Origin of the sequence: Prosthecobacter gellanilyticus (genome assembly GCF_007992435.1) — a bacterium.
Lineage (GTDB): Bacteria > Verrucomicrobiota > Verrucomicrobiia > Verrucomicrobiales > Verrucomicrobiaceae > Prosthecobacter > Prosthecobacter gellanilyticus.
On record NZ_BKAG01000065.1, the window covers coordinates 1 to 23,906 of the forward strand.

The following is a 23,906-nucleotide window of genomic DNA, read 5'->3' on the forward strand; positions in this document are numbered from 1 at the left end:
AAGGGCACCCTTGCATCGTCGACACCGCTCTCGTGCGCATATCGCTTTTTCGATGATTAAAATATTCTGTGCGCACCTAGCGGTGTCGCGCTTGAGCGCTTGCCACCGCACTCCGGGACGCTTCGCGCCGTTCCGGATGTCTCGCGTGCGCCAAATGGGCTAACCATCGATGCTTCAAAGATCCCCCATCGCTTTCAGCAGAGCCTCGCGTAGGGCTGACACGGCACCGCTGTCGGCATAGTGGTTCACCATGTAGGCGAAGGCCAGCTCGCGACCACTTTTCGTGGTGAGGAAACCGGTGGTGGAGCGCACGCCGGACATGGCGCCGCCTTTCCAGCGCAGGTGTTCCTTGGTCAGAAGGGACTCACGATAGACCACGCCCTGCCGGCCGATGCCTACTAAATATTGCAACATGGCAAGGTCGTGCGGGGTGATGAAGTCAGCGCGCGCGAGGCCGCAGCCATCCTCCATGCGCAGGCCCTGGAACTCCAGGCCGCTGGCCTGCCAGTGCTCGCGCACGACTTGATCAGGAGACTTGCCCTCTTGCACGCCGAGCAGGCGGAAGAGGCACTCGGTCTCATGATTGTCCGAGGTGGCGTGGATGCTGGTGATGATGTCTTTCAGCGGCGGTGAGTGATGTTTCAGCAGCTCGATCTCACCTGCCTTCACGTCACCCACAGGCGCGGCTTTGCCTGCGACCTCGATTTCGGCCTCCAGCAAGGCCTCGCGAAACCAATGCGCGGCAAACAACTCCGGATCGGGCACCGCGCCGAGCACATGGAAGGTCGGCCTGCCCATCGGCACGGTTCCGCGGAGATGAATGACGCGGGCGCGCTCGCCGCCATGGATGACCACGCCATCCCCGGAGCCCTTCTCGCCAGTGATCGTTTCATTGCGCCAGGTGATGCCGGGCACATCCGGCTGCGCGCCTAACCAAATAGCGGGTTTGCCGACAGCATCAGCAGGGTTGAAGAGGGCGATGAAACGGTTGTGCTCCAGATTGAGCCCGGCCACGGAACTGCCATAACCATTGCCGATATCCCCCCAGTTCCAAAAGTCATCGTAGATGCTGCCGGAGAAAAGGCGTCCATCGCCCAGAATGCGGCCCGTGATGCGCTTGAGACCGCGTTCCTTCAGGGTCTTGACCCAGCTCTGCAGATCCGTGAGCTTCAGCATCGGGTCAGCACCGCCGACGATCACGACATCACCCTTGATGACACCTTGTTGGATAGGCGCGGAGGCCATGAGGCGTGTCTCGATGCGATGATCCGGCCCCCATTTTTCCAGCGCCGTGGCCGTGGTGACGGTCTTCAAACTCGATGCCGGGATGAAGGCCGTGCGTGACTGCTGTTCCACGATGATCTTGCCCTGCTCATCGAGCAGGCAGAAGCCGATGGCGGCACCTTCGAGGCCGGGCTTGGTGCGTGCCTCATCCAGCAGTTGGGTGATGGGGTGCTTCGGTGGAGGCTCGGGCGTGAGCGGTGCGGGTGGCGGAGGGGCTGGCACCGCTGGTGTTGGTGCCGGTGGAAGTGGTTGAGGAACGATCGGTGCTGGCGCCGTCGTGATGACCACCGGGACCTCTGCCGGTGGTGTGGACGAGTGACGATTCACCCAGAGCAGCGCCGCGAGAGCAGAGGCCAGCAGCAGGATGATCACGTTTTTCACCATGGCATGCGTCAGCCTCCGGCGGTGATTTGCACGATCTCGATCACATCACTGTCCTTCACCACGGTTGTGGCGATCTCACGCGGCAGCAGCGCGGTCTGGTTATGCTCCACGACCACGGGCTTGCCCCCCAGTCCCACGGCCTCCAGCAGGTCAGGCAGGGTCAGGGTGCCGGGGAACTCGCGCTTCGCGCCATTGAGGGTGATCGTCATGGCTGACAAAGAAGCGTGGAGAGCGCCTGTGGCAAGAGGCGGACGATGCTGACAGGATCGTGGCTTGATGCGGTGGAAAGGCGGTGGCAGAGAGCGGCTTCATGTCCCGGACCTCTCTCCTTTTTGCCTGCCTGCTCGTGTTGCTCTTCGGCGTCGGACCTGCGCAGGCGCATCAGGTGCCAAACATGACCGTGGAGGCGACCTTTGAGCCCGAAGGGAAGTTCGAGATGAAGGTCAATCTGGATCCTCGGGTGTTTCTTTCCACGAACCCGACCTCGCTGCCCCCGGTGTCGGCGGACTGGTATCTGAATCAAACCGAGGATCAGGTGCAGAAGACCTATGCGCAGGCCGCGGAGCATCTGAAAAAGCATCTGGAGGTGAAGTTCGGAGGTCAGGCGCAGGCGCTTCCTGAGGTTTCCTGGCAGGCCATGGACGGCGCGACGAACAAGCCGCTGACCCGCGAGACGGCGGAGGCTCATCTGCTGGGCACGCTGCGTGGGACCGTGCCAGCAGGGAAGGGAGACTTCGCCCTGGGTTTTGCCAAGGAGGCAGTGGTCAGCCTGATCCTGCTGCTGAAGACCCCGGAGATGCCGGAACCTAAAGTGCAGGTGCTCTTTCCTGGAGAAAGCAGCCGCGCCATCGCTGTGCCGACGGCGGCCGCCGCTCCTGTGGAAGCTCCACCTCCCTCACCTGTGACGCCAGCCGCTGATCAGCCGCGCCGGGCCATGGGATGGACCGGCTGGCTGGCGGGCATCGTGGGACTGGTCGCGGTGACATCAGGCTGGTTTCTCGCCACAAGGCGGAAGCGCTGAGGCCAGAGGATGTGCGCCGCCGTGAGCAGTGTGAAATAGAAGTGCGGATCCATGATACGCCCTTGGGCGATGGGTGAGTAAAGCAGTACCGCGATCACGGCATAGCCTGCCTTTCCGCCGCACATCAGGCTGCGAAGGACCGGGCCGTAGATGGTCAGCAGATAGACCAAAAGCCCGGGCAGCCCGAGCTCCAGCCACATGGCCACGTACTCATTGTGCGGTGCCCAGCGGGACGATGCAGCACCCACGCCGTAGCCGAAAACCGGCTCTTTCATCACGGCCTCCCATGCATCGCCCAAGTCCTTGGCACGCTCGGGCGATTTGAGCTTGTCGAAGTCGAGGTTGTAGATGGCCTCCAGACGATCCGCCGTGTTCTTGTTCTTGGTCACGCCATCTCCCGTCCGCTGCTGCATGATGGCGAAACCCCCGATCACCAGTGGCACCACGGCGTAACCGCAAACCATGAGGAAGCCGAGGTGCCGACGTGCATTCAGCAGGATGTAAGTGCCGGCGAGGAAGGCATAGATCACCATGCCGCTTCGGCCATAGGTGAGTGCCACCCCGGGCATGGCAGCCGCGATGAGCGCCACATTCCAGCGGAAGCTGCCCACCAGGGCAAAGCAGAGTCCGAGGCACTGGCAGAGCACGATGGGGGGTGAGTTCGGGTGACCATTGAAACCGCTGAAGCGGCCCGGGATGCTGCTGAACTTTGCCACGCCCAGGAACTCGGCGATGGAGGAGCCGCTGGTCAGCAGAATGGTCAGGATGGCGGCCCAGCGCATGGCCTTCAGACCCTGGGGACAGGAAAGCACCGCCAGCATGGCCACGACCACCAGCAGAATACGCAGGCAGTTCATGGTCATGTCATGGTTGCCTGAAGAGACAAAGCGCCCCAGCACGGCCACGTCCAGCAGCCTCATGACCGGCAGAGCTGCGAAAAGGAAGGCAGGCAGGCAGAAGCGCGGCGTGCTGAGGACACAAACCCCCATGCAGAGCATGAACACCATGGGGGTGAACAGGCTGGGTTTGATCATCGGCAGCCCGGCATTGTAAGAGCCGATCACCACATCCCCCGCCAGCAGGGCAATGCACGTCCCGCAGACCCACACGGTGAGCCAGTCGAGGTGCTGTTGGAGACGGGAAGGCATGGAGAAGGGTTCTCGGTTCTCAGTTCGCAGTTCTCGGTTGGGAGTGTCGAAAGACTGAGGGTAGGGTATGGGCGATTATTGTTGTCGGCTGCTGTTTTTGGAACTCGGAATTCTGTCGGTGCTTGCCCTAAAAGGGTCAGGACAAGGTAGGGCGATTCAAGAATACCCTTTAATAATCATTGATTCTATATTTTTTATAATTAACTTTTGAGGAATGTCTGCTCAACCGTCCATCGCACTGATCATACCCGCCTATAACGAGGCGCTCACGATCGCCGAGGTGATCCGGCGCTTTTCCGCTGCCCTCCCTCAGGCGGAAATAGTGGTCGTGGACAACCGTTCCTCGGACAATACCGGCGATCTGGCCCGTTCTGCCCTGAGGGAGAGTGGTGCCCGTGGGCAGGTGCTTTTTGAAATCAGGCCCGGCAAGGGGAATGCCGTGCGCCGTGCCTTTCACGATGTGATGGCCGAGGTGTACATCATGATCGATGCCGACATGACTTATCACCCCGAGGATCTGCCGGCGATGCTCGCTCCGGTGCTCAAAGGGGAAGCCGATCTTGTGGTGGGTGACCGGCTTTCCACGGGTGACTACCGGAAGGAAAACAAGCGCCCCTTCCACAATCTCGGCAATGCGGTGGTCAAAGGGCTGATCAATCGGCTCTTCCAAGTGCAGCTCAAAGACGTGATGTCTGGCTATCGCGTGATGACACGGCGCTTCGTGGAGCACACACCGATCTTGCGCGCGGGCTTCGAGCTCGAGACCGAGAGCACCATTTTCGCGCTCGATAATCGCTTCCGCATTGTGGAGGTGCCGATCAAATACACCGATCGCCCTGAGGGTTCGTTTTCGAAGCTGAATACCTTCCAGGATGGTGCCCGCGTTCTCGCCACCATCTTCCGCATTCTGCGGGACTACCGGCCCAGCGTGTTCTTTGGCAGCATCGCCGTGGTGCTCATCCTCTTCGCCCTGGTGGCAGGTGCCTTCCCGGTCTATGACTACATCCGGTATCAGTATGTGTACCGTGTGCCCATGGCCATCCTGGCCACCGGTCTCATGCTGCTGGGCATGATGTTTGCGGGCATCTCGCTGATCCTGACGAGCATCAACAACTACTTCAAAGCTCTCTTTGAGATGCAGATGATGCGCCGTGGAGCCGAGCTGACCTCCAAAGACTCCAACGGCACCTCTGCATGAGCCGACTGCGTGCATTCCTGGAAAAACAAGGCTCGCAGCCCTGCCTGCGCCGCTGGGTGGTGCTGCTCACGCTGGTGCATCTCATGGTCTCAGCCACGCTGGCATGGACCCGGAGCGCTGACGGGCTTTTGATTATTCAAGATGCCGGGGAGTACATCGAGCTCGCCGGTTATCCGCTGACCCATGGAATCTACTCGCTGGATGGTGTGCAGTCCTCCGGCAAGCGCGAGCCGGGCTACTCGGGCTTCATCATGGCCTTCATGGCCGCGGGCATTGTGAAACCGCATGTCATCACGGTGGCGAACCTGTGGATCATCGCCGGTGTGCAGATCCTTCTCTATGGCTGGGTGTGTGGTTATATCGCGCGGAAGCTCATCCCGTTCTTTGGCGCGGCCAGCTGCTGGCTGGGGCTGATGATCATGCAGGCCAGCCCGATCGCTGAGTATCAATATTCGTTAGGTAATGAATGCGTGACCATGATCCTGCTCGGCCTCTTCGCCGTGGAGATCGGCGTCCACTGGCGTCAGGGGCCTTCCTGGGGATCCGTGCTGCGCGCCGCGCTGTGGATGGGCCTGCTGGCCATCACGAAATCTGTGAACGTGCTGTTCATTCCGCCGCTCTGCCTGCTGCTCTGGATCCGCACACCGGCGAAGCTCCTGAAAGTGACCGCCTTTTTCATCATCGCCCTGCTCCCCGCCATCGGCTGGACCATGCGTAACAAGGCCGCGCTGGGCATTCCGGTCATGGGATCGATCGATGGCTTCAGCTCACTCTACCGGGCGAACATTCTGCCGTATTACCAGATCTCCTCACCGGATCATCCCGACATGCCCAAGGAGGCCAGGGAGGCCATCGCCGCCTGCAAGACCGACGCGGAGAAGTATCAGTGGTACAAGAAGGCGGCGCTCGACTGGCTGAAGGCCAACCCCGTGCAGTATGTGAAGCAGTGCATTCACCGCACCGCCGCCATGTTTATCGAGCTCCGCCGGGAGGATGACATTCCCTGGTGGCGCTATCCGTTTGTGCTGCTCGTTGGCAATGACCAGCTCTTCCTCACCCTCGTCCTGGTGCTCTGCCTGGTGCCTCTCTGGCGGAAGCAGGACATCTGGGTGGAGATGACGGCACTCTTCTTCCTCTTTAGCATCGGCATTTACGGCGCCGTCTACGGGCAGGAGCGCTATCTGCATCCGGCCTTCTTCCTGCTGGCCCCGGTGCATGCCTGGTGCCTTGTGGAGGTGGTGGGCCCGTGGATTGGCCGGCGGCTTGCTAACAAAAAGTGTTGTTAAAATCAGGAGATGTCCTGGATGGTGATCTCCCGGCTGCCGGTGGTCGCATTCATGGTGGTCGGCGGCTTGCGCGGAATGCCTCCGCCGTAAAGATCGATCGTGCGCTTGGCGATGATGTCGATCACCGCCGGTTGCAGGGTGCGTGCGGCGATGTTTGACACGGCCACGCCAGCCCAGGTGACAGGTGATTTGAACTTCAGCACCTGCCACACGGGCAGCAGACGCTTGTACCATTTGCCCACAGACTGCATGGTCTCATGCGTGGCGATCTTGTGCGTCATCTCCCAGGTCTTCAGCGCGGTGCTGGCGCTCACATCCACCAGTCTGCCGATGCTGCGGGTTTGCAGAAAGTCGGCGATATCCAAAGCGGCGAGATGCACGGCGCGTGAAAACTGTCCCAGCCCTGGCGCGAGCATGGGATCTGGATGTTCAGGGTGGTAGATCTTGGCGATCTCACGCACGAGTTTCGGCACCTCCTCGACCAGAGGAGGCAGCCACTCGGGGTTCAGCCGCTTCTGCCAGCGCAGACGGTTCTTGCTGTCCTCCACCGCCCTGTTCGCAGCCACATCCATCGGATGGTCCGTGCCATCGTGGTAGTGTGCCACTGACTCACGCGCCGCTTTGAGATCCGCCGCAAACCGCAGACCAAGCCAGATCAGCCACGTCGCCAGACCGACGATGAAACCGGCGAGGAAGGTGAGGAAGTAGAGCATGGGTTCGCGGTTCTATGTTCCCGGTTCTCAGTTTTCTGGCAAGCAACCATGAACCGGGAGCCGCGAACTGTGAACCCATTTTACATGTCCAAAAAGTTCTTCAGCAAGCGCTTGCCGTCCTGCGTGAGGATGGACTCGGGGTGGAACTGCACGCCATGAATGGGCAGCTCCTTGTGGCGCAGGCCCATGATCTCGGATTCATCATCGTCACACACGGCGGTGATCTCCAGGCAGGAGGGCAGGGTGGCACGCTTCACGAGCAGGGAGTGGTAGCGCGTGGCCGTGAAGCGCTCCGGCATGCCTTTGAAGACGGAGTCGCCCTCGTGGCGGATCTTGGAGATCTTCCCGTGCATCAGACGGTCCGCGCGCACGACATCGCCGCCGAACACGTGACCGATGCTCTGGTGCCCGAGGCACACGCCTAGCACCGGAGTGTTCTGGCCGAATTTCTCAATCACCGCGCAGCTGATGCCCGCCTCTTTCGGCGTGCAGGGGCCGGGGGAAATGACGATGTGGTCCGGCCTCTTCTTCGCGATCTCCTCCAATGTGATCTGGTCATTCCGGTGGATCTCCATCTGCGCCCCCATCTCGCCAAAGTACTGGACGAGGTTGTAGGTGAAGGAGTCGTAGTTATCGATGATCAGAAGCATGGGATGCGGAGCCGTTTGCGGTAGTTTGCAGTCGTTTGCGGTTGTTTACAGTGGTTTTTCCAACCGGTTTTCCAACCACTGCCAACCATAGCAAACGACCGCCAACCATAGCAAACGGCTCAGCCTCAAAGCAGGCCGCATTCGCGGAAGCTGAAGTAGGGATGCGGGCGGCTTTCCGAGGGGCAGCCAATGATCACGTGGTCGGCAAAAGTGATCCCCAGGATGTCCGCGGCTTCTTTGACACGGCGGGTGAGGCGGCGGTCGGCATCACTCGGGGAGGGATCGCCGGAGGGGTGATTATGAATCAGTACAAACCCAGGTGCCCGATGCACGAGCGCCTTCGTGACGATGTCACGCGGGTGGGCGCTGGACTCATTCACCGTGCCGCGAAAGAGCTCCTCGTGGCGCATGAGGCAGAGGCGCTGGTTCAGCAGCAGCACGCGCACGGATTCGTAACTGAGGGACTGCATTTCCGCGCCGATGTAGCGGTAGATGAGCTCTGGACTGTTTAGAGGGATATCCTTCAGCGCGGCCTGCTCAGCACGGCGGCCCAGTTCAAAAGCCGCGGCGAGGTGCGCCGCTTTCGCCGGGCCCAGAGCGCGCATGTGGGCCAGTTCACCGGCCTCAATACGGGACAGATTGCGCAGGGATCCCTGCTCCCGCAGGATGCGCTGTGCCACCTGGAGCGCGTTTTCACCCTTCGTGCCGGTGTTGATGAAGATGGCCAGCAGCTCCGCATCTGAGAGGGCCCCGGCACCGAGCCGCAGCAACCGCTCACGCGGGCGGTCGTCTTCAGGCATGTCATGGATCCGGGACATCAGGGAGGCGCAGTTGAGTGTCTTCCAGACGGCAGATCAAGCCTCCATCTCCACCTTGTATCTCGGCAGGCTGGGATCGATCTCGAGGCTGTAGGCATCGATGCCGCCAGCGAGGCATTTGGTATTCGAAAAGCCGTGGCCGAGGAAGTAGGCGGCCACGTCCATGCTGCGGCTGCCGGTGTGGTCGTAAAGAATGATGACGGTTTCCTTGGACCAGGAATTGAAGGCTTCCTGCACCAGTTCCTGGGTCAGAAGCTGCGCGCCGGGGATGGTCACGGCCTCGTGCTCCTCCCGCGTGCGGGCATCCAGAAGGCGCACGCTGGTGTCGATCCGGGCCAGATCGGCAAACTCGCGCGGGCTGATCTGCAGCTTCACGTCCTCGCTGTGGCTGCTCTGGATGTGGTCGATCACCTCCTGCACGGGGATGTTTTCATTCCGCTCGCAGAGCTGGGCCAGGGTCTCCGTGGGGCTGAAGGCGCAGCTCCGGCAGCCGCCGATGTGGTAGCGGGCAAAGAGCGCGCGCTGGGCGCTGGGATACTTCGCCAGCACCTCGGACATGGTAGTCTCAGGCGTCAGGACAGGAAGGTCAGAGGCAGGCATGATTCTCTCATAGTGTGCCCCCGGGGGAGGCGAAACTGGAAAGTTCGGGTGGGCAAAGGACCCGAAAGCGATACATTTACCCCATGAGTGACGATCGCGAACCCCGCATCTATGTGCTGCCGACGATGATGACGGCAGGGAACATCCTGTCCGGGTTTGTGGCCATTTTGCAGATTTTCAAAGGGCGTGAGGGCGCCATCACGGAGCATTACTACTGGGCCATCATTGCCATCCTGGCGGCCTGTCTTTTTGACGTGCTGGACGGCCGCGTGGCCCGTCTGGGCGGTCAGGAGAGCCCCTTTGGCCGTGAGCTGGACAGCATCGCGGACATCGTCAGCTTCGGCGTGGCCCCGGCCCTCCTGGTGCATGACATCGTGCTGAAGGACATCGAGACCCCGGCCGGGCTCGGCTGGCTCATTGCCTCCGCCTACCTCGTCTGCGGCGCCCTGAGGCTGGCGCGCTTTAACTGCCTGGCTGCTGCGGATATCAAGACGAACAGCAAGCACTTCCGCGGCTGCCCCATCCCGGCGGCAGCGGGCGTGATTGCCTCCCTGACCCTCCTCATGCTCTGGCTGGATGAAGGGCAGAAGGAGATCGGACCCTGGAAGTATGGCCTGGCTCTCATCATGGTCATGCTTTCCTACCTCATGATGAGCAATCTGGAGTATCCCAGCTTCAAATCCATCAACTGGCGCACGCGCCGCTCCCCCGCCTGGGTGCTCATTTCCATCATTGTCGTGGCTTTCAGCGTGCGGAACTGGCAGTGGATGCCCTCCGTGCTCTTCGTGAGCTACCTGATTTACGGCCTCGTCCGTCCGTGGATCTCGCGCAGCATGCGCCAGACCATCGAGATCGAAAATGAGGCTGCGGACACCCCGGATGACCCTGTGACAGGTGAGATTCCTGCATCGGGAGTTGACTCGGCGGACACAGTGATGCCAAAAGACGCTGCCTCACAAATTTAGGCAACGTTTCCTTCACCATCACCCAACCCGCCAGAGTTTCCCCCCCGACCACGAATGGCCGACTTTTATCAGCATTCGCGCCTGCCCACACTTCATCATCTCGCCACGCCTGACGCGAACGCGCGTGAGGCCGAACTGGTGGAGATGACGCGTGAGCGGCCCGTGGCGCTGCTGCTCCCGGCCCTGCACACGGAGGTGACCCGGCCGGCGCTGCCCTCCATCCTGCGGCAGGTGTCCGAGGTGCCCTACATCTCTGAGGTGGTGCTGAGCATGAACGGCATGACGGAGGCGCAGATGCACGCCGCCCGTGAGAAATGCCGTGAGTGGCTGGGAGACAAGCCCATGTCCCTGCTCTGGAATGATGGCCCGCAGTTCGAAGCCGTGCATCACCGGGTGAATGGAGCCCACAGTCCCGGCAAGGGGGCGAACATCTGGGCGGGCATCGCCTACCTACGGGCCAAGGGGCACCAGGGCATCGTGATCAGCCATGACACGGACATCCTGAACTACGGCACCAGCTTGCTTTCGAAGCTCTGCTACCCCATCGCGCACCCGCGGCTGAACTATAAGTTTGCCAAGGGCTACTACAGCCGTGTGGCCGACCGCCTCTACGGGCGCGTGACCCGCCTGCTCATCTTCCCCCTGATCCACGCCTTCCAGGAAGTGCTCGGTCCGCAGCCGCTGCTGGAGCATCTGGAAAGCTTCCGCTACCCGCTCTCAGGCGAATTCGCCGCAGACAGCACGACCGTGGCGAACTTCAGCATCCCGTCCGCATGGGGGCTGGAAATCGCCATGTTGTGTGAGGTGCATCGTCATCTGCAAGTGTCAGAGATGTGCCAGGTGGACATCGGCTTCCATTATGAGCACCGGCATCGTCAGCTCGAGCCCGGAACCGTCGAACCCGGTCTCGTTTCCGCCGCGGCAGATGTGGCGCGCTGCCTGGCCTACCAAGTTTTGCGTGAATCGCAGGAACGCGCTGCCGAGTCTCTGCTTCGCCTCGTTCTGGAACGCTACAAGACACGCGCTGCCGAGTGGATGAACCGCTATGAGCACGTGGCTCTCCTGAACGGGCTGATCTACGACCGCGCCGAGGAAGGTGCGGCCGTGGCCGCCTTCACCGAGGCGCTTGAGGTGCTCTGCACCACAGTTGGTACCCAGGGTTTGCTGGTGCCTGCCCTGCGCCCCACGCCTGATGCAGTGCTGCGCGCCGATCCAAGTTTGAAACAGGAGATCATCGCGGCGGCGTTGTAGGTCGTTGGAGGCCGTGGGTTGGGTTTGACGAGCCGGAGGCTCGCTGGCTTGTAGCCAGCGGTGGAGGTCGCGAAGCGACCGGGAACCGCCGGACCATCGACACGCTGTATTTCAGATCAGATGCGCGTCTCAGAAAGACGCTGGAAGGGAGCGCGTTCTCCCTGGACCCATCACACCGCGGCGCATGAAGTGTTCGCCAGCTTCCGGCATCCCTTCGGGACGCCCGCTTGAAATCTACAACATTGGACTTCTTCCGGTGGTTCTCACTCGCTGTCGCTCTTTTCCCCACCGGCTACAGGCCGTCGAGCCTCCGGCTCGGGATTGGAGACGGGAGCATCATCAACTTCCTCCGCTGATGTTGACTCGGCTGACACCGATTCTGCTGACGTTGACTCGGCGGATGCTGACTCTGCCGCCGCTTCCGGTTGCTTCATTGACCTAACCAAACGTGCGGCATAGAATCCGTCGTGGCCGGTTTCGGCAGGGTTGAGCTTTAATTCCTCCTCCAGGGTCCATTCATCACCGTGCGTGGCCAGGAACTTTTGCACCTGCTGCTCGTTCTCGCTCGGCAGGATGCTGCAGGTGGCATACACCAGCTTGCCGCCGGGCTTCACCAGGCTGCTGTAGCGGGTGAGGATGTCCTGCTGCTCGATGATGAGACGGTCGATCTCCACCTCACTGAGCTTCCACTTCGCATCTGGGTTGCGGCGCAGCACGCCGAGGCCGGAGCAGGGCACGTCCAGCAACACTCGGTCCGCATAACCTGCAAGACGCTTGATGCTCTTGCTGCCTTCGATGAGCCTTGTTTCGGCCACATCCACTCCAGCGCGACCGCAGCGCTTGCGCAGTTCATTGAGCTTCCACTGATGCACATCGAGCGCGAGGATGCGCCCCTTGTTCTGCATGAGCGCACCGAGGTGCAGGGTCTTCCCGCCCGCACCCGCGCAGGCATCGATGACCTTCATGCCGGGCTCGACCTGGAGGAACGGGGCCACGCGCTGGGACGAGGCATCTTGCACCTCGAAGAGGCCCTCCTTAAAGGCGGCCATGGCAAAAACATTGTAGCGCTGCTGCATCACCAGGGCCGTCGGGATCGGTTTCAGCGCTTCGGTGATGAAGCCATCCTGCCCGAGCCTCTCTTTCAAGGATCGGCGCTCGGTTTTGAGTGTGTTGGTACGCAGGTAAACCTCCGCAGGCTGGTTCAGCGTGGCGCGGATGGCGGGCCAGGCAGCGCCCAGCTCACGGCCGCAGCGCTCGTCCAGCCAGTCTGGCAGGGACTGGCGGATCATCGGTGCCACTTCGATCTTCTCACGGGCGCGGATGTCCTGCACACGGATGCCGGCCAGTTCGTCAAAAAGCGGCAGTTCCTTGCCACTCGTCACCCATTGAGCTGCCCAGACACCCCAGATCTGTTCATCGCCAATGCACTCGCGCTTGGCGTGGTCGCCATCAGGCAGACCGGCGAGGTGCCAGAGCCAGCGCCAGTGACGCACGCACTCATAGACGGACTCCGCGAAGAGACGGCGGTCACGGCTGCCCCATTTGTGATGGTTTTTAAAGGCGAACTCCACCGCCTTGTCCGAATACCGCCGGTCCACGAAGATGTCGTGCAGGGAGCGGATGATCTGGGCGATGATGATATGCGGGACTTTCACGCTGATGAGATGGCGCGGACAGTGGCCCGAAGCAAGTCCGGGTCCGGCCAGGCTCCGGAGGCATGCGCAGTTCGGGAAAAAACTTCACATTCGTCCGTGGGTTCTCTAGAGTCACCCTTCTCGATGAGCCAAACTGCTTGATCCTGGACTGCCTGACATGAAATCCACTTGGCCGTCATCGGTGCGCACCTCATCCATTGTCGCGATATTGGCGATCCTGCTTTGGATGGGGACGGGGTTTTACACCCTTTTGGCGGTGTTCGAGTACGGCGTCCCTATGGCCAGAGAGTCAACAATTCCCGAATTGGGAGCTCTGGAGTTTGCCGTAGGCTGGACAGCTTGGATGACCTGCACGTGCCGCTTGCTGCAGTATTGCCTGTATATTCGCACTCGGTGGAGCTTCACGTTGTTGATGGCAGGTCAGTTGGGTCTCGGTCCAGGGATCCTAGTTTTAGTTGTGTTGATTGATCTATGCTTCGGATGATGAGGGTAAATTGCAATCGGTCAGGAATTTCGGCCGTTTGTGTCTCTCTGTGAGATTCGCCTCCTACATCCTTGCCCTTGTTTCGCTCCAGCCTGTGCTGGCGGCGGGGGAGTTGGAGTTCAACCGGGACATCCGGCCGATCCTCTCGGACAACTGCTTCTCCTGCCATGGACCGGATGCCAAGGGGCGGAAGGCGGACCTGCGGCTGGATGTGCGGGACGAGGCTCTGAAAGCCCTGACCGGTGGAGATGTGATGGAGCGCATCACCACGGTGGATGTGGACGACCTCATGCCGCCGCCAGAGTCTAACAAGAAGCTGTCAGCGGCTCAGAAAGCCACTTTGAAGCAATGGATTGCGGAAGGGGCCAAATATCAAAAGCACTGGGCTTTTGAACCGCCACGCAAACAGCCGGATGAAAGTATTGATTCGCTGGTCGGAGCCAGGCTGAAGCAAAAGGGCCTCAGCTTGGCTCCCGAGGCGGCTCATTCCACACTGATCCGGCGCGTGGCTCTGGATCTCACGGGCCTTCCGCCTTCTCCAGAGATGCTGAAGAAGCCGTATGAGGCGGTGGTGGATGAGCTGCTGGCTTCCAAGCACTTTGGCGAGCATATGGCAGTCGCGTGGCTGGATGCTGCACGCTATGCCGACACGAATGGCTACTTTGGCGACAAGCCGCGCCAGATGTGGCTGTGGCGTGACTGGGTCATCGATGCCTTTAACGCCAACATGCCGTTCGATCAGTTCACCATCGAGCAGCTTGCCGGCGATCTCCTGCCGAATGCCACGGTGCGTCAGCGCATCGCCACGGGGTTCAATCGCAACCACATGGCGAACAATGAGAGCGGCAGCATCGATGAAGAGTTCCGCACGGAGTATGTGGTGGATCGTGTGGACACCACCATGACCACCTGGCTTGGCCTAACCGCAGGTTGCGCGCAGTGTCATGATCACAAGTTTGATCCGATCTCGCAGGCGGAGTTCTACCAGCTCTTTGCCTTCTTCAACAACGTGCCCGAGCAGGGCCTCATCAAAGAAGAGAACCCGCCACCTTTGCTGCAGGTGCCCTCGCCTGAGCAGGAAAGGAAGTTCGCTGAACTGAAGCAGGAAGCTCAACGGGCGAAGGCTGCTTTTGAGCCGATGCGGAAGAAGCTCGTGCCAGTGATGACCGCTTGGGAAAAAGAGGCCGAGAGTTCATTGCCTGTCCTGCCGAAAGAGAATGTGCTGCATGAGTCCTTCAGCGGAACCCTGGGTGCCGGATCAACGGCTCATGGAACCCCTCTGACCTTCGCACCAGGACTGCGTGGCGAGGCGGTGAAGTTTGATGCCACGCAGCATGTGGAGGCGTCGATGAAGGGTTTTGAGGCTGACAAACCCTGGACGATCAGCCTGTGGTTGAATGCAGATGGCTCGCTCAGCTGCCCGCTTTCACTGATCGAGCCGCAGGGAGATCGCCGTGGCATCGAGGTCATCTGGCAGAAGGGCCGCGCGCAGGTGAATCTCGTGCATCGCTGGGGCGTGAGTGCCATTGAGGTGGCCACGGTGGAGTCCATGATCTCCAAAACGTGGCATCATCTGGCCATCAGTCATGACGGATCACGCAAGGCGGCCGGGCTGAGTGTGTTCATCGATGGAGCTCTTGCCACACTTGAAGTTCGGCGAGACACGTTGGACGGAAGCATCGCCAATCATGAACCGCTGCGCATCGGTCGCCGAGATGCGAACCTCGGTTTCTATGGCATGATCGATGAAGTGCGCATCGTGCCAAGCGTGCTGGATGAGAAGACCGCGCAGGACTGGTTCTGTGGCGAGCGCATTCGCGGGATTGTCGAGGCCCCAGCGGCGAAACGACTGGTGCGCGATAAAGAGGTGCTGCTGGATTACTATGTCGATCACTTCGCCGATGTGCCTGTGCAAACGGCCCGCCGTGAAGTGAAACAATCTCTTCAAGCCGAGAAGGATCTGCTTGAAGCCATTCCCACCGTGCTGGTGATGCAGGAGATGGAGAAGCCACGCACGGCGCATGTGTTGGAGCGCGGCCAGTATGACAAGCCAGGGAAGGAAGTGCAGCCGGGAGTCCCTGTCGCCGTGGCAGCATGGAAAGAGAATGCGCCACGCAATCGGCTTGGCTTCGCGGAATGGCTCGTTTCAGCGGAGAATCCGCTCACGGCTCGGGTGGCGGTGAACCGGCTCTGGCAGCAGTGCTTCGGCGAGGGGTTGGTGCGCACGCCGAATGATTTCGGCTCTCAAAGCGAGCCTCCCACGCATCCTGAACTGCTCGACTGGCTCGCGGTGACTTTCCGTGACAGTGGCTGGGATGTGAAGGCTCTGCTCAAGCGCATCGTCCTGTCGAAAACGTATCGGCAGAGCTCGCAGGTCACGCGTGAAGATGATCCGGAGAATCGCCTGCTGGCGCGTGGTCCTAGTGGACGTCTCTCCGCTGAGATGCTGCGTGATCAAGCGCTCACGATTTCAGGTTTGCTCGTGCCCAAGGTCGGCGGGCCGAGTGTGAAGCCTTTTCAGCCTCCAGGCTTGTGGGAAGCCGTAAGCTATAATGGCGAGGAAACTTACGTGCCGGATGCAGGCGAGGGTCTCTGGCGACGAAGCCTCTACACCTATGTGAAGCGCCAGTCCCCGCACCCCATGCTGCTGACCTTTGACGGCCCCACGCGCGAAAAATGCACCGTGCGTCGAGCGCGCACCAACACACCGCTGCAGGCACTGATGCTGCTAAATGATGAGACCTTCATGAAGGCCGCCGAAGCCCTCGCCAAGCACTCCGAAGGTCAGAAGGATCGCATCGCCTGGATGTTCCGCGCGGCCACCTCACGCGACCCGCAGCCGGATGAGCGGGAGCTTCTCGAAGGTCTCATTCAGCGCGGTCGTTCATGGTCCCTCGTGGCGCATACCATCCTGAATCTCGATGAGGTGATCACGAAGCGGTGATCTGCGCTTTGCCATCCGACTTTGGTGTATCAGACCTTAGTAGGATACCCGGGGGGAGGGAAATGTGCCAGGATAGCGGCCATACCCCCACTTTTTATGTCCTCCAAGCAACTTATCGACGCCCCCGCTTTCGTTCCGGGCAGCACCCAGTATGAGCAGCTGGCTTATCTGGATGCCTACGATGCGGTGAACAATGACGACTACGCGTATGTGGCCTACAAGGAGACCGACAGCGCCGGCACCTGGCGCGTGCGCATCGCCGGTCGCCAGACCGCAGGAGCCGTGTTTGAGCCGGATGCGATGAAGTCCCAGTCCCGCTCCACCTCCGCCCAGGGCAAGCCCTGGTTCTCCTGGGGCTGGAGCCTCGACCCCTCTGAAAGTGATCCGCGCTGCGTGCAGTTCCGCGTGCATGTAAAAAACGGCCAGCCGGAGGAGATCGAGATCTTCACCCAGCTCCGCCGTTTTGATCACAGCGCCGACGAGCCGAAGTCCGTGCGTTTCGCCTGGCCTGTTTAATGCTGCCTCGCTGAGGTCTTATGCCAGGGAAATCCGGTCTCGTTCCAGCTCCACCATGCGTTGCCACATCGGCAGCGCTTTCACACCGGTGTAGCCAGACTCCTGGGCATCATTGACCTCGATGATGATCCAGGAGCCATCCTGCTTCTGGGCGATGTCGATGACCACGAACGGCAACGCGACTCGGCGTGCAGCCTCGGCGGCGAGATCCAGGGCCTGCTGCTTCTCGGCAGCATTCCAGTCGTAGCGGGCAAACTCGCAGAAATAGGGGCCCGCGCCAGCAAGCTGGCCGTGCCACCAGAAGGAACGAAACTCAAACGAGGCCGGGATCTTCTGGCCCATGTCAGCCTCCAGTCTGCGCAGTCTTTCAAAACGACGGATCACGATCTGCTGCCAGTGCAGCATGTGATCCGTCGCGTAGGAGGCGATGGCCGTCTCATACTCAGCTTCATTGTGAATGATGGAGAGGCTGGCCTTGTGCCGGCTGGTCTGGCGGCTGCCTTTGAGAAAAAGCGGCCAGCCTGCCAGTTCGCCTGCCGTCTTGGCATCAGGAGCTTTGTCAAACCACCAGCTTTCGGGTGTCAGGCCTTCGATCAGCGGATACCAGCTCGGCAGATCACTGCACAAGGCATGTTGTTCGGGTGAGTGAACAAGCCGCACGCCTTGCTCAAGCAAGCCCGCGTAGAGTTCATCATAGTTGGTGGCGGCACCGAAGCGCCCGATGGCGGTGACCTCGTCCAAGCCAAAACGCCCGTGACGACAATCCATCATCTGGCTGAACGGAAAATCATACACGGGCAAACCGATCTTCGCCTCGGCGATCCAAAGAGTTCGCTCGATCTGGAAGACATCAATGTCTTCTGCGGAATGCTGCATCACCTGGTCATCCCACGGAATGGGTGATTTCTCAAGAGCTTGTTATGGCGAGAACTGCAATGATTCCTCCTGCCAAGCCGTTGATGAGGGAGCATGGGAAACGTCATCCATCACGTGGAGCTGGCCGGCTTGGCCACGCGCCGTCAATTCATCCGAGGTTCCAGTGTGAGCCTCGGTGGAGTGGCGTTGGCTTCATTGATGGGAGATGCGAAGGCGCTGTCCCACATCGCGCCGAAGGCGAAGCGGGTGATCTACCTTTTCATGCACGGCGGGCCGTCGCAGCTTGATTTGTTAGACCACAAGCCGGGCCTGAAGAAGCTGCATGGCCGGGAGCTGCCGCCCACGGTGCGTGGTGATCAGCGGCTCACGGGCATGACGAGCGGGCAGAAGACTCTGCCGGTCACATCATCACTCTTTAACTTCACGCAGCATGGTCAAAGCGGAGCCTGGGTCAGCGAGCTGCTGCCGCACACGGCGAAGATGGCGGATGAGCTTTGCATCATCCGCTCCATGCACACGGAGGCGATCAATCACGATCCGGCGGTGACGTATCTGCAGACAGGCCATCAGCAGCCGGGCAGGCCGAGCTTTGGTGCGTGGCTGAGTTATGGGCTGGGTTGCGAGAGCCAGGATCTGCCTGCCTTTGTGGTCATGGTTTCTCGTGGCAGCGCCGCGCGGCCTGCGGATCCGCTGTATGCGCGGCTGTGGGGTTCGGGCTTTCTGCCTTCAAGCCATCAAGGCGTGGCCTTGCGTAGTAGTGGTGATCCGGTTTTGTATCTTTCGAATCCGACAGGCATCGACCGTGCCACGCGGCGGGATCAGCTGGATGTCATCGCGGCGCTGAACCGGAAGCAACTGGCGCTTCAGCATGATCCTGAGATCGCCACGCGCATCTCGCAGTATGAGATGGCTTTCCGCATGCAGAGCAGTGTGCCGGAGCTGACCGCGATGAATGATGAAAGCGCGGCCACGCTGGATGCTTATGGGCCGCAGTCGCGCCAGCCGGGGACCTTTGCGGCAAACTGCCTGCTGGCCCGGCGCATGGCGGAGCGCGGCGTGCGCTTCATCCAGCTCTATCATCGCGGCTGGGACCAGCACTACAATCTGCCGAGCGACATTCGTCTGCAGTGTGGTGATATCGACCAACCTTCAGCGGCCTTGATTCGTGATCTCAAGCAGCGCGGTATGCTGGAGGAGACTCTCGTTATTTGGGGCGGTGAGTTTGGTCGCACCACGTATTCGCAGGGCAAGCTGGAGCCCACGAATCATGGCCGCGATCATCATGGCCGCTGCTTCACCATGTGGCTCGCGGGTGGGGGCATCAAGCCGGGGATCCAGTTCGGCGAGACGGACGACTTTTGCTTCAATGTGGTCCGTGATCCGGTGCATGTGCATGATCTGAATGCCACGCTGCTGCATCAACTGGGCATCGATCACACGAAGCTGACCTACCGGTTCCAGGGGCGTGATTACCGGCTGACGGATGTGCACGGGGAGGTGGTGAAGGGGCTACTGGCGTAAAAACTGCGACAAAACGGGCAATTCAAGGTTAGACATCCCCCCAGCGAAGTGTTGCTGCCTAAGGGCCGGACCGCTAAACTCAGGGCTAATTCCCCCCAAAATCATGGCTCGCCGTGCCCAATCCGGGCTGAAACCCGCACATCTCATCGCCATCGTGGCACTCCTCGCCGGACTTATCGGTGGAGGTTTCATGCTGCTGAACCGCGGCGTCGACCCCATGACCGGCCTCACGCTCCTGAGCACGGAAGAGTATCTGGACAGCTCCAATGCGCTCTCCGGGAACACCTACAAGGTCGAGGGCACGATCGACAACCGCCTGGATTCCTGGAAGGGCAGCGACCGCCTTTTCTCCGTGCAGATCAGCGAGGGGGGCACCTTTGTGCCGGTGCTGGTGCCATCCAAGCTGGAAGCGAATATCCAGCGCGGTCAGCGCTATGTTTTTAAAGTGCGAGTCCTGGAAAATGGCGTGCTCGAAGTGATGCAACTCCTCAAAGCCTGATTTGATCATTCCCCCATGAAGACGTCAAAACTCCTTCTCGGACTCACCCTGGTGGCCACCGCAGTCTCGGCCCAGGTTCTGCCAGGCCCCGGAGCCCCGCAGTCCGCACCACCCCCTTCCAATGCCAATTCCTCCGGTGGCGGCGGGAACCAGTCGTCCCAGAACAACCAGATGATGGGTGGAGTACTGCCGCATGCCGACACCGGAAATGAGATGGTCACCTGGGATGGCAAGATGTGGCAGGTGAACAACAACCGCCTCGTGCGCTCGAAGTTCGAGATCTATCTGGCCACGCCTGAGGCGAACAGCGCCGAGGACCAGGCCTATCGTGACCTGATCGCGGAGATCGTTCTGCTGCTGGCGCCGACACGCAAGGGCGGACCGGATGTGCACGCGGCCTTTGCGTTGCTGCCTGAGGCAGGGGCTTTCCGCATCGATGCGGGCCTTTGCAACACGATGGCGAACGGCGTCTACGATGTGTGGCTGGCCCAACGAAAAGTAAATAATCTGCGCGCAGCCAATGATGCGATGGGCAAGCGCCGCAAGCAGCTCGAGTGGAACAACGAGGTGGCGCTTTCGAACTCGGAGATGGCTCCGCAGTCAGGCAGTTCCAAAGGCGGTGCGGCGGCGTCCAACGCGCAGAAGCAGACCACAGCGACCACGCTGGGGCGTGTGTCCGGCTACATCAAGGAGATGGCCGAGATCGAGGCACGCAAGAAGATGAATGAGACCGCTGCGGGTCTGTCTGAAGTGACCAGCAAGGTGCAGTTTCAGGCGCTCATTTTGCAGATGTTCCTGCAGCGCCGCTTTGAGCACGCGCTGATCGCCTGCCGCCTGTATCCACATATGTTCCGGGATGGCGACAGCGTGCTGCAGCTGGATGACAACTCGGATCTGAAGAAAGCTTTCTCGGCTGGCATGGGCGTGCCACCCACGGTGAGCCTGGTTGACAGCCTTTCCTCCGAAGCCATCCGTGGCGTGGATGAGGCGGTGGTGGCCTTTGAGCAGCTGGTGCTGCGTCAGGACTACCAGAGCGCGAGCAACCGCCTCATGGAGGCTTTTGCCATCGGTGAATACCTGCCGCGCGTGCGCCGTCTGCCGCTCGCCGAGAAGCTGAAGGTGCTGGACTATGTGCGTGATGGCAACCAGCTGGTGAACGCGCTGGAGATGAAGGATTTCGGTCTCGCCGAGGAGCTGGTGACGAAGATGCGGAAGAACTCGAAGGATTTTGATTTCTCCAAGCCGCAGGCCGCCATCGAGACCGCGCGTGCGCTGGCGGACATGCGCCTCACCGCTGCCAAGGCGGCCATCTTGAGAGGTGATCAAGGCACCTATGCCTCTGAGATGAAGGCCGCCGCGGAGATGTGGCCCACGAATCCGAAGCTGCGCGGCCTCTCTGAGATGGTGGGCCAGAACAGTGATGTGCAGGCGCAGGCGCTGCTGGATCTCGACCGTCATCTCAGCCAGCGGTCATATCGCCAGATCTTCAATGAGCAGGGCCGCTATTTCGCTGCCGCGATCAACGATCCTGCACGCACGGAGCAGATCAAAAAGGTTATCGCGGACGTGACCGAGGTCACGATGGTGGTGAAGATGGCGGAGGAGCAGAGCAAGACTGGCAATGCCTTTGGCGCCTGGGAGGCCGTGGAGCGTGTGTATGTGCGCTTCCCGGAAGATCCCGAGGTCACGAAGATGCGCTCCGAGCTCAGTGTGAAGGCCAGCGAGTTCGTCAGTGCCATCGAGAAGGCAAAACAGCATGAGCAGCGGAAGCAGTCTGGCTCCGCTCTCGGCTGGTACCTGAAAGCCCGCCACATGTATCCACCGAGTGATTATGCGAAGACAGGCATTGAGCGCGTGGTGACCAGCCTGAAGGATGGTGGTGCACCGCCTCCGACGGGAACGGTGGCGCCTTGAGCCAGTCCGTGACGAAGATTTGGCGCATGGTATGATCCTGCCCGCTTGCGCCTCCGCGTGCTTTGTGGCTTTCTGAAATCATGCCAGCTCTACCCGCGAACGTCATCGAACTCTGTCAGGCCCTTGTTCGTATTCCGTCGGTAAATCCCGATGGTGATCCGGGGACACCGCACATTGGCGAGCAAGCCTGCGCGGAGTTTGTGGGCGAGTTTCTGAAGGCTTCAGGTGCCGAGGTGGTGCTGGACGAAGTGGAGCCGGGACGTCCGAATGTGATCGGACGTTTTCCAAGCACCGGAGGCAAGAAGCCGCGCATCGTTTTCGGACCGCACACGGACACGGTGAGTGTTGGCGGCATGATCATCGAGCCTTTCGGAGGCGAGGTGCGTGATGGCTGCGTCTGGGGACGTGGCGCGAGTGATACCAAGGGCCCCATGGCCTCCATGCTGTGGGCTTTGCATGAGGCGCGTGACATCATCCCGACGTTGCCCGTGGAAGTGCATTTTGCGGGGTTCATGTCGGAGGAGAGCGCGCAGCTTGGCTCGCAGCATTTTGCGAAGCATCATGGGCCGTATGATCTGGCCATTGTGGGTGAGCCCACGGATCTGAAGACCGTCTTTAAACACAAGGGCTGCCTGTGGGCGGATATTCATACTTTTGGTTTGGCCGTTCATGGTGCCACGCCGGAGCGCGGGGTGAATGCCATCGTGAAGATGGCAGTGATTGTGCAGGCGCTGGACACAGGCTTCCGCGCGAAGCTGGTGGAGCTCGGTGGAGTGGATGAATGGCTCGGTGCCAGCACGATCAACCTGGGCATGATCAAGGGCGGCACCCGCAGCAACATCGTGGCGGACCATTGCACGCTGCGCGTGGACATGCGCACAACACCGGGTTTGAACCGCAATGTCGGCGCTCTGAGAGCTTTGACGGAGTTTGTGCAGAGCATTGATCCCACGGCCACCATTGAGCCGCTGCCGGAGACCTTGCCGCTGGACACGGATCCAGCGAATCCTCTGCTGCAGAAGCTGATCGACTGCGGGGCCTCGCTGACGGGGGCACCTTGGTTCTGTGATGCGGCTTTCCTGGCAGCGGAAGGCACGCCGGCCATCGCCATCGGGCCAGGCAGCATCGCCCAGGCGCATACCAAGGATGAGTTCATCAAGTGCGCGGATCTTGAGGCCGGGGCGGAATTTTTTGGCAAGTTTCTGCGCTCGCTGAGTCTATGATGCCATGATCAAACGTCTGCTGCTTTATGGTGCGCTGCTCCTGCTGATGAGCACGGCGGCGTGGTATTGGCAGAAGACTCCGGGTGGCTGTGAGAACTGTCTGCCGATGCCTGATCTGAAATCATTCTTCATGCCTCCGCCTCCCATTCCGCTGCCTTATGCCGCACCTCCTGCGCCCGGAGTGTGGGACACGTGGTCCGCCGTTCAGCGGCTCGCGGATGTGAACCAGCGTGTGCTGCCGGTGTTGAAAGAGGAATTGAAGAAACGTGAGCTCGAACTAGGTGCGGACGTTTATCTGCGGGCCTTCAAGCAGGAGCGTGAGCTGGAGCTTTGGTTGCGCTCGGGCGCGGGCTGGCAGCTTTGGAGGACCTATCCGGTGGCATCAGCATCAGGGTACGCAGGGCCGAAGACACGTGAAGGAGACTATCAGGTGCCTGAGGGGTTTTATGACGTGGCACTGAAGCAGATGAATCCGGGAAGCAGCTACCATCTGGCTTTCAATATTGGTTATCCTAATGCCTATGATCTCCAGCATCAGCGCACGGGCAGCTTCATCATGATTCATGGTCGTGATGTCAGCGTGGGATGCCTGGCCATGCGTGATCCGGTGATTGAGGAGATTTATTTGCTGGTGCAAGCGGCGATCGAGAAAGGGCAGGAGAAGGTGCCGGTGCATTTGTTTCCGTTTCGCATGACGGATGAAAACATGAACAGCGCGGGGGAACACCCGGCAGAGCCTTTCTGGCGGAATGAGCTACGGCCTGCGTGGCAGCACTTTGAAGCACGGCATGAAGTGCCGGAGATGGCGATCGTGGACGGGCAGTATCAACTGCGCCTATAACTTGGAATGATGTTTGTTAGGCTGTTATTGTTTGGAGCCTCGAAGAGGCGGCACTCCTCAGCCCAGGCCAACGGCCTGGGAATGACGAAATAGCAGCGTTCAACGAAACAGAGGC

At 60.5% G+C, this 23,906-nt stretch carries 22 protein-coding genes; 13 read left to right on the forward strand and 9 right to left on the reverse strand.

What is annotated here, in order from left to right; translation table 11 throughout:
- Nucleotides 1–174 precede the first annotated feature (174 nt).
- Entirely contained in the window at nt 175–1,668 is a 1,494-nt protein-coding gene (gene dacB, locus BGE01nite_RS26150; protein WP_146855402.1) for a D-alanyl-D-alanine carboxypeptidase/D-alanyl-D-alanine endopeptidase, read from the reverse strand.
- Nucleotides 1,669–1,676: 8 nt separating this feature from the next.
- Entirely contained in the window at nt 1,677–1,877 is a 201-nt protein-coding gene (gene thiS / locus BGE01nite_RS26155) for a sulfur carrier protein ThiS (protein ID WP_146855404.1), read from the reverse strand.
- 101 nt (nt 1,878–1,978) lie between these two features.
- On the opposite strand from thiS, the gene BGE01nite_RS26160 reads away from it, so the two are divergent.
- The gene (locus BGE01nite_RS26160) at nt 1,979–2,689 is read left to right on the forward strand and encodes a hypothetical protein (RefSeq protein WP_146855406.1); all 711 of its coding nucleotides are present in this window, start codon (nt 1,979–1,981) and stop codon (nt 2,687–2,689) included.
- Here BGE01nite_RS26160 and BGE01nite_RS26165 read toward each other — a convergent pair.
- Nucleotides 2,587–3,837, reverse strand: a complete 1,251-nt coding sequence (locus BGE01nite_RS26165; protein ID WP_146855408.1) for an O-antigen ligase family protein — start codon at nt 3,835–3,837, stop codon at nt 2,587–2,589. The two genes, BGE01nite_RS26160 and BGE01nite_RS26165, sit on opposite strands and share 103 nt — an antisense overlap.
- Before the next feature lie 214 nt (nt 3,838–4,051).
- On the opposite strand from BGE01nite_RS26165, the gene BGE01nite_RS26170 reads away from it, so the two are divergent.
- On the forward strand, nt 4,052–5,035 hold the full coding sequence (locus BGE01nite_RS26170) for a glycosyltransferase family 2 protein (protein ID WP_146855410.1): 984 nt from the start codon (nt 4,052–4,054) through the stop codon (nt 5,033–5,035).
- The gene (locus BGE01nite_RS26175; protein WP_146855412.1) at nt 5,032–6,321 is read left to right on the forward strand and encodes a hypothetical protein; all 1,290 of its coding nucleotides are present in this window, start codon (nt 5,032–5,034) and stop codon (nt 6,319–6,321) included. Before BGE01nite_RS26170 ends, BGE01nite_RS26175 begins: the two co-directional genes overlap by 4 nt.
- Nucleotides 6,322–6,323: 2 nt before the next feature.
- Here BGE01nite_RS26175 and BGE01nite_RS26180 read toward each other — a convergent pair whose 3' ends face one another.
- The 4 genes from BGE01nite_RS26180 to BGE01nite_RS26195 all read right to left on the reverse strand — a co-directional run bounded on the left by BGE01nite_RS26180 (nt 6,324) and on the right by BGE01nite_RS26195 (nt 9,102).
- Entirely contained in the window at nt 6,324–7,034 is a 711-nt protein-coding gene (locus BGE01nite_RS26180) for a hypothetical protein (RefSeq protein ID WP_146855414.1), read from the reverse strand.
- An 80-nt stretch (nt 7,035–7,114) separates the two neighbouring features.
- Nucleotides 7,115–7,684 carry an anthranilate synthase component II gene (locus BGE01nite_RS26185; protein ID WP_146855415.1) on the reverse strand — a complete coding sequence of 190 codons (570 nt, stop codon included), beginning with the start codon at nt 7,682–7,684 and terminating at the stop codon, nt 7,115–7,117.
- Between the two features lie 125 nt (nt 7,685–7,809).
- Nucleotides 7,810–8,484 (reverse strand): RadC family protein, encoded by a 675-nt coding sequence (radC, locus tag BGE01nite_RS26190; protein WP_246145806.1) that lies wholly within the window; start codon nt 8,482–8,484, stop codon nt 7,810–7,812.
- A 54-nt stretch (nt 8,485–8,538) separates the two neighbouring features.
- Entirely contained in the window at nt 8,539–9,102 is a 564-nt protein-coding gene (locus BGE01nite_RS26195; RefSeq protein WP_246145807.1) for a rhodanese-like domain-containing protein, read from the reverse strand.
- Nucleotides 9,103–9,185: 83 nt separating this feature from the next.
- Between BGE01nite_RS26195 and pssA the strand changes: the two genes are divergently transcribed.
- Entirely contained in the window at nt 9,186–10,067 is an 882-nt protein-coding gene (pssA, locus tag BGE01nite_RS26200; RefSeq protein ID WP_170267081.1) for a CDP-diacylglycerol--serine O-phosphatidyltransferase, read from the forward strand.
- Between the two features lie 54 nt (nt 10,068–10,121).
- Complete coding sequence (locus BGE01nite_RS26205) at nt 10,122–11,318, forward strand: glycosyltransferase family protein (RefSeq protein WP_146855419.1); 1,197 nt, start codon at nt 10,122–10,124, stop codon at nt 11,316–11,318.
- 263 nt (nt 11,319–11,581) lie between these two features.
- Here BGE01nite_RS26205 and BGE01nite_RS26210 read toward each other — a convergent pair whose 3' ends face one another.
- A complete protein-coding gene (locus BGE01nite_RS26210) occupies nt 11,582–12,973 on the reverse strand; it encodes an RsmB/NOP family class I SAM-dependent RNA methyltransferase (RefSeq protein WP_146855421.1) in 1,392 nt (463 codons plus the stop codon).
- Nucleotides 12,974–13,130: 157 nt separating this feature from the next.
- Between BGE01nite_RS26210 and BGE01nite_RS29160 the strand changes: the two genes are divergently transcribed.
- The 3 genes from BGE01nite_RS29160 (at nt 13,131) to BGE01nite_RS26220 (ending at nt 16,917) form a co-directional block, all read left to right on the forward strand.
- Nucleotides 13,131–13,457 carry a hypothetical protein gene (locus tag BGE01nite_RS29160; RefSeq protein WP_170267082.1) on the forward strand — a complete coding sequence of 109 codons (327 nt, stop codon included), beginning with the start codon at nt 13,131–13,133 and terminating at the stop codon, nt 13,455–13,457.
- Between the two features lie 49 nt (nt 13,458–13,506).
- On the forward strand, nt 13,507–16,401 hold the full coding sequence (locus BGE01nite_RS26215; RefSeq protein WP_170267083.1) for a DUF1553 domain-containing protein: 2,895 nt from the start codon (nt 13,507–13,509) through the stop codon (nt 16,399–16,401).
- A 96-nt stretch (nt 16,402–16,497) separates the two neighbouring features.
- Nucleotides 16,498–16,917: a hypothetical protein gene (locus tag BGE01nite_RS26220; protein WP_146855425.1), complete on the forward strand. Its 420-nt coding sequence runs from the start codon at nt 16,498–16,500 to the stop codon at nt 16,915–16,917.
- Nucleotides 16,918–16,935: 18 nt separating this feature from the next.
- Here BGE01nite_RS26220 and BGE01nite_RS26225 read toward each other — a convergent pair whose 3' ends face one another.
- The gene (locus BGE01nite_RS26225; RefSeq protein ID WP_146855427.1) at nt 16,936–17,793 is read right to left on the reverse strand and encodes an ATP-grasp domain-containing protein; all 858 of its coding nucleotides are present in this window, start codon (nt 17,791–17,793) and stop codon (nt 16,936–16,938) included.
- A gap of 93 nt (nt 17,794–17,886) precedes the next feature.
- Between BGE01nite_RS26225 and BGE01nite_RS26230 the strand changes: the two genes are divergently transcribed.
- From BGE01nite_RS26230 to BGE01nite_RS26250, 5 genes are all read left to right on the forward strand, one after another.
- Entirely contained in the window at nt 17,887–19,314 is a 1,428-nt protein-coding gene (locus BGE01nite_RS26230; RefSeq protein ID WP_146855429.1) for a DUF1501 domain-containing protein, read from the forward strand.
- A gap of 103 nt (nt 19,315–19,417) precedes the next feature.
- Nucleotides 19,418–19,813, forward strand: coding sequence for a hypothetical protein (locus BGE01nite_RS26235; protein ID WP_146855431.1), 396 nt, complete (start codon nt 19,418–19,420; stop codon nt 19,811–19,813).
- 15 nt (nt 19,814–19,828) lie between these two features.
- Entirely contained in the window at nt 19,829–21,727 is a 1,899-nt protein-coding gene (locus tag BGE01nite_RS26240; protein WP_146855433.1) for a hypothetical protein, read from the forward strand.
- A gap of 80 nt (nt 21,728–21,807) precedes the next feature.
- Nucleotides 21,808–22,950 carry a M20 family metallopeptidase gene (locus BGE01nite_RS26245; RefSeq protein WP_146855435.1) on the forward strand — a complete coding sequence of 381 codons (1,143 nt, stop codon included), beginning with the start codon at nt 21,808–21,810 and terminating at the stop codon, nt 22,948–22,950.
- 4 nt (nt 22,951–22,954) lie between these two features.
- Nucleotides 22,955–23,791 (forward strand): L,D-transpeptidase family protein, encoded by an 837-nt coding sequence (locus BGE01nite_RS26250; protein WP_246145808.1) that lies wholly within the window; start codon nt 22,955–22,957, stop codon nt 23,789–23,791.
- Nucleotides 23,792–23,906: the final 115 nt, after the last annotated feature.

Excerpts from the sequence above, each read along its gene's own strand:
- BGE01nite_RS26175 (WP_146855412.1), top strand. The coding sequence starts at position 5,032 with ATGAGCCGACTGCGTGCATTCCTGGAAAAACAAGGCTCGCAGCCCTGC.
- BGE01nite_RS26170 (WP_146855410.1), top strand. The coding sequence starts at position 4,052 with ATGTCTGCTCAACCGTCCATCGCACTGATCATACCCGCCTATAACGAG.
- thiS (WP_146855404.1), bottom strand. The coding sequence starts at position 1,877 with ATGACGATCACCCTCAATGGCGCGAAGCGCGAGTTCCCCGGCACCCTG.
- radC (WP_246145806.1), bottom strand. The coding sequence starts at position 8,484 with ATGCCTGAAGACGACCGCCCGCGTGAGCGGTTGCTGCGGCTCGGTGCC.
- pssA (WP_170267081.1), top strand. The coding sequence starts at position 9,186 with ATGAGTGACGATCGCGAACCCCGCATCTATGTGCTGCCGACGATGATG.
- BGE01nite_RS26185 (WP_146855415.1), bottom strand. The coding sequence starts at position 7,684 with ATGCTTCTGATCATCGATAACTACGACTCCTTCACCTACAACCTCGTC.
- BGE01nite_RS26250 (WP_246145808.1), top strand. The coding sequence starts at position 22,955 with ATGATCAAACGTCTGCTGCTTTATGGTGCGCTGCTCCTGCTGATGAGC.
- dacB (WP_146855402.1), bottom strand. The coding sequence starts at position 1,668 with ATGGTGAAAAACGTGATCATCCTGCTGCTGGCCTCTGCTCTCGCGGCG.
- BGE01nite_RS26165 (WP_146855408.1), bottom strand. The coding sequence starts at position 3,837 with ATGCCTTCCCGTCTCCAACAGCACCTCGACTGGCTCACCGTGTGGGTC.
- BGE01nite_RS26235 (WP_146855431.1), top strand. The coding sequence starts at position 19,418 with ATGGCTCGCCGTGCCCAATCCGGGCTGAAACCCGCACATCTCATCGCC.
- BGE01nite_RS26205 (WP_146855419.1), top strand. The coding sequence starts at position 10,122 with ATGGCCGACTTTTATCAGCATTCGCGCCTGCCCACACTTCATCATCTC.
- BGE01nite_RS26240 (WP_146855433.1), top strand. The coding sequence starts at position 19,829 with ATGAAGACGTCAAAACTCCTTCTCGGACTCACCCTGGTGGCCACCGCA.
- BGE01nite_RS29160 (WP_170267082.1), top strand. The coding sequence starts at position 13,131 with ATGAAATCCACTTGGCCGTCATCGGTGCGCACCTCATCCATTGTCGCG.
- BGE01nite_RS26230 (WP_146855429.1), top strand. The coding sequence starts at position 17,887 with ATGGGAAACGTCATCCATCACGTGGAGCTGGCCGGCTTGGCCACGCGC.
- BGE01nite_RS26195 (WP_246145807.1), bottom strand. The coding sequence starts at position 9,102 with ATGCCTGCCTCTGACCTTCCTGTCCTGACGCCTGAGACTACCATGTCC.
- BGE01nite_RS26180 (WP_146855414.1), bottom strand. The coding sequence starts at position 7,034 with ATGCTCTACTTCCTCACCTTCCTCGCCGGTTTCATCGTCGGTCTGGCG.
- BGE01nite_RS26225 (WP_146855427.1), bottom strand. The coding sequence starts at position 17,793 with ATGCAGCATTCCGCAGAAGACATTGATGTCTTCCAGATCGAGCGAACT.
- BGE01nite_RS26160 (WP_146855406.1), top strand. The coding sequence starts at position 1,979 with ATGTCCCGGACCTCTCTCCTTTTTGCCTGCCTGCTCGTGTTGCTCTTC.
- BGE01nite_RS26220 (WP_146855425.1), top strand. The coding sequence starts at position 16,498 with ATGTCCTCCAAGCAACTTATCGACGCCCCCGCTTTCGTTCCGGGCAGC.
- BGE01nite_RS26245 (WP_146855435.1), top strand. The coding sequence starts at position 21,808 with ATGCCAGCTCTACCCGCGAACGTCATCGAACTCTGTCAGGCCCTTGTT.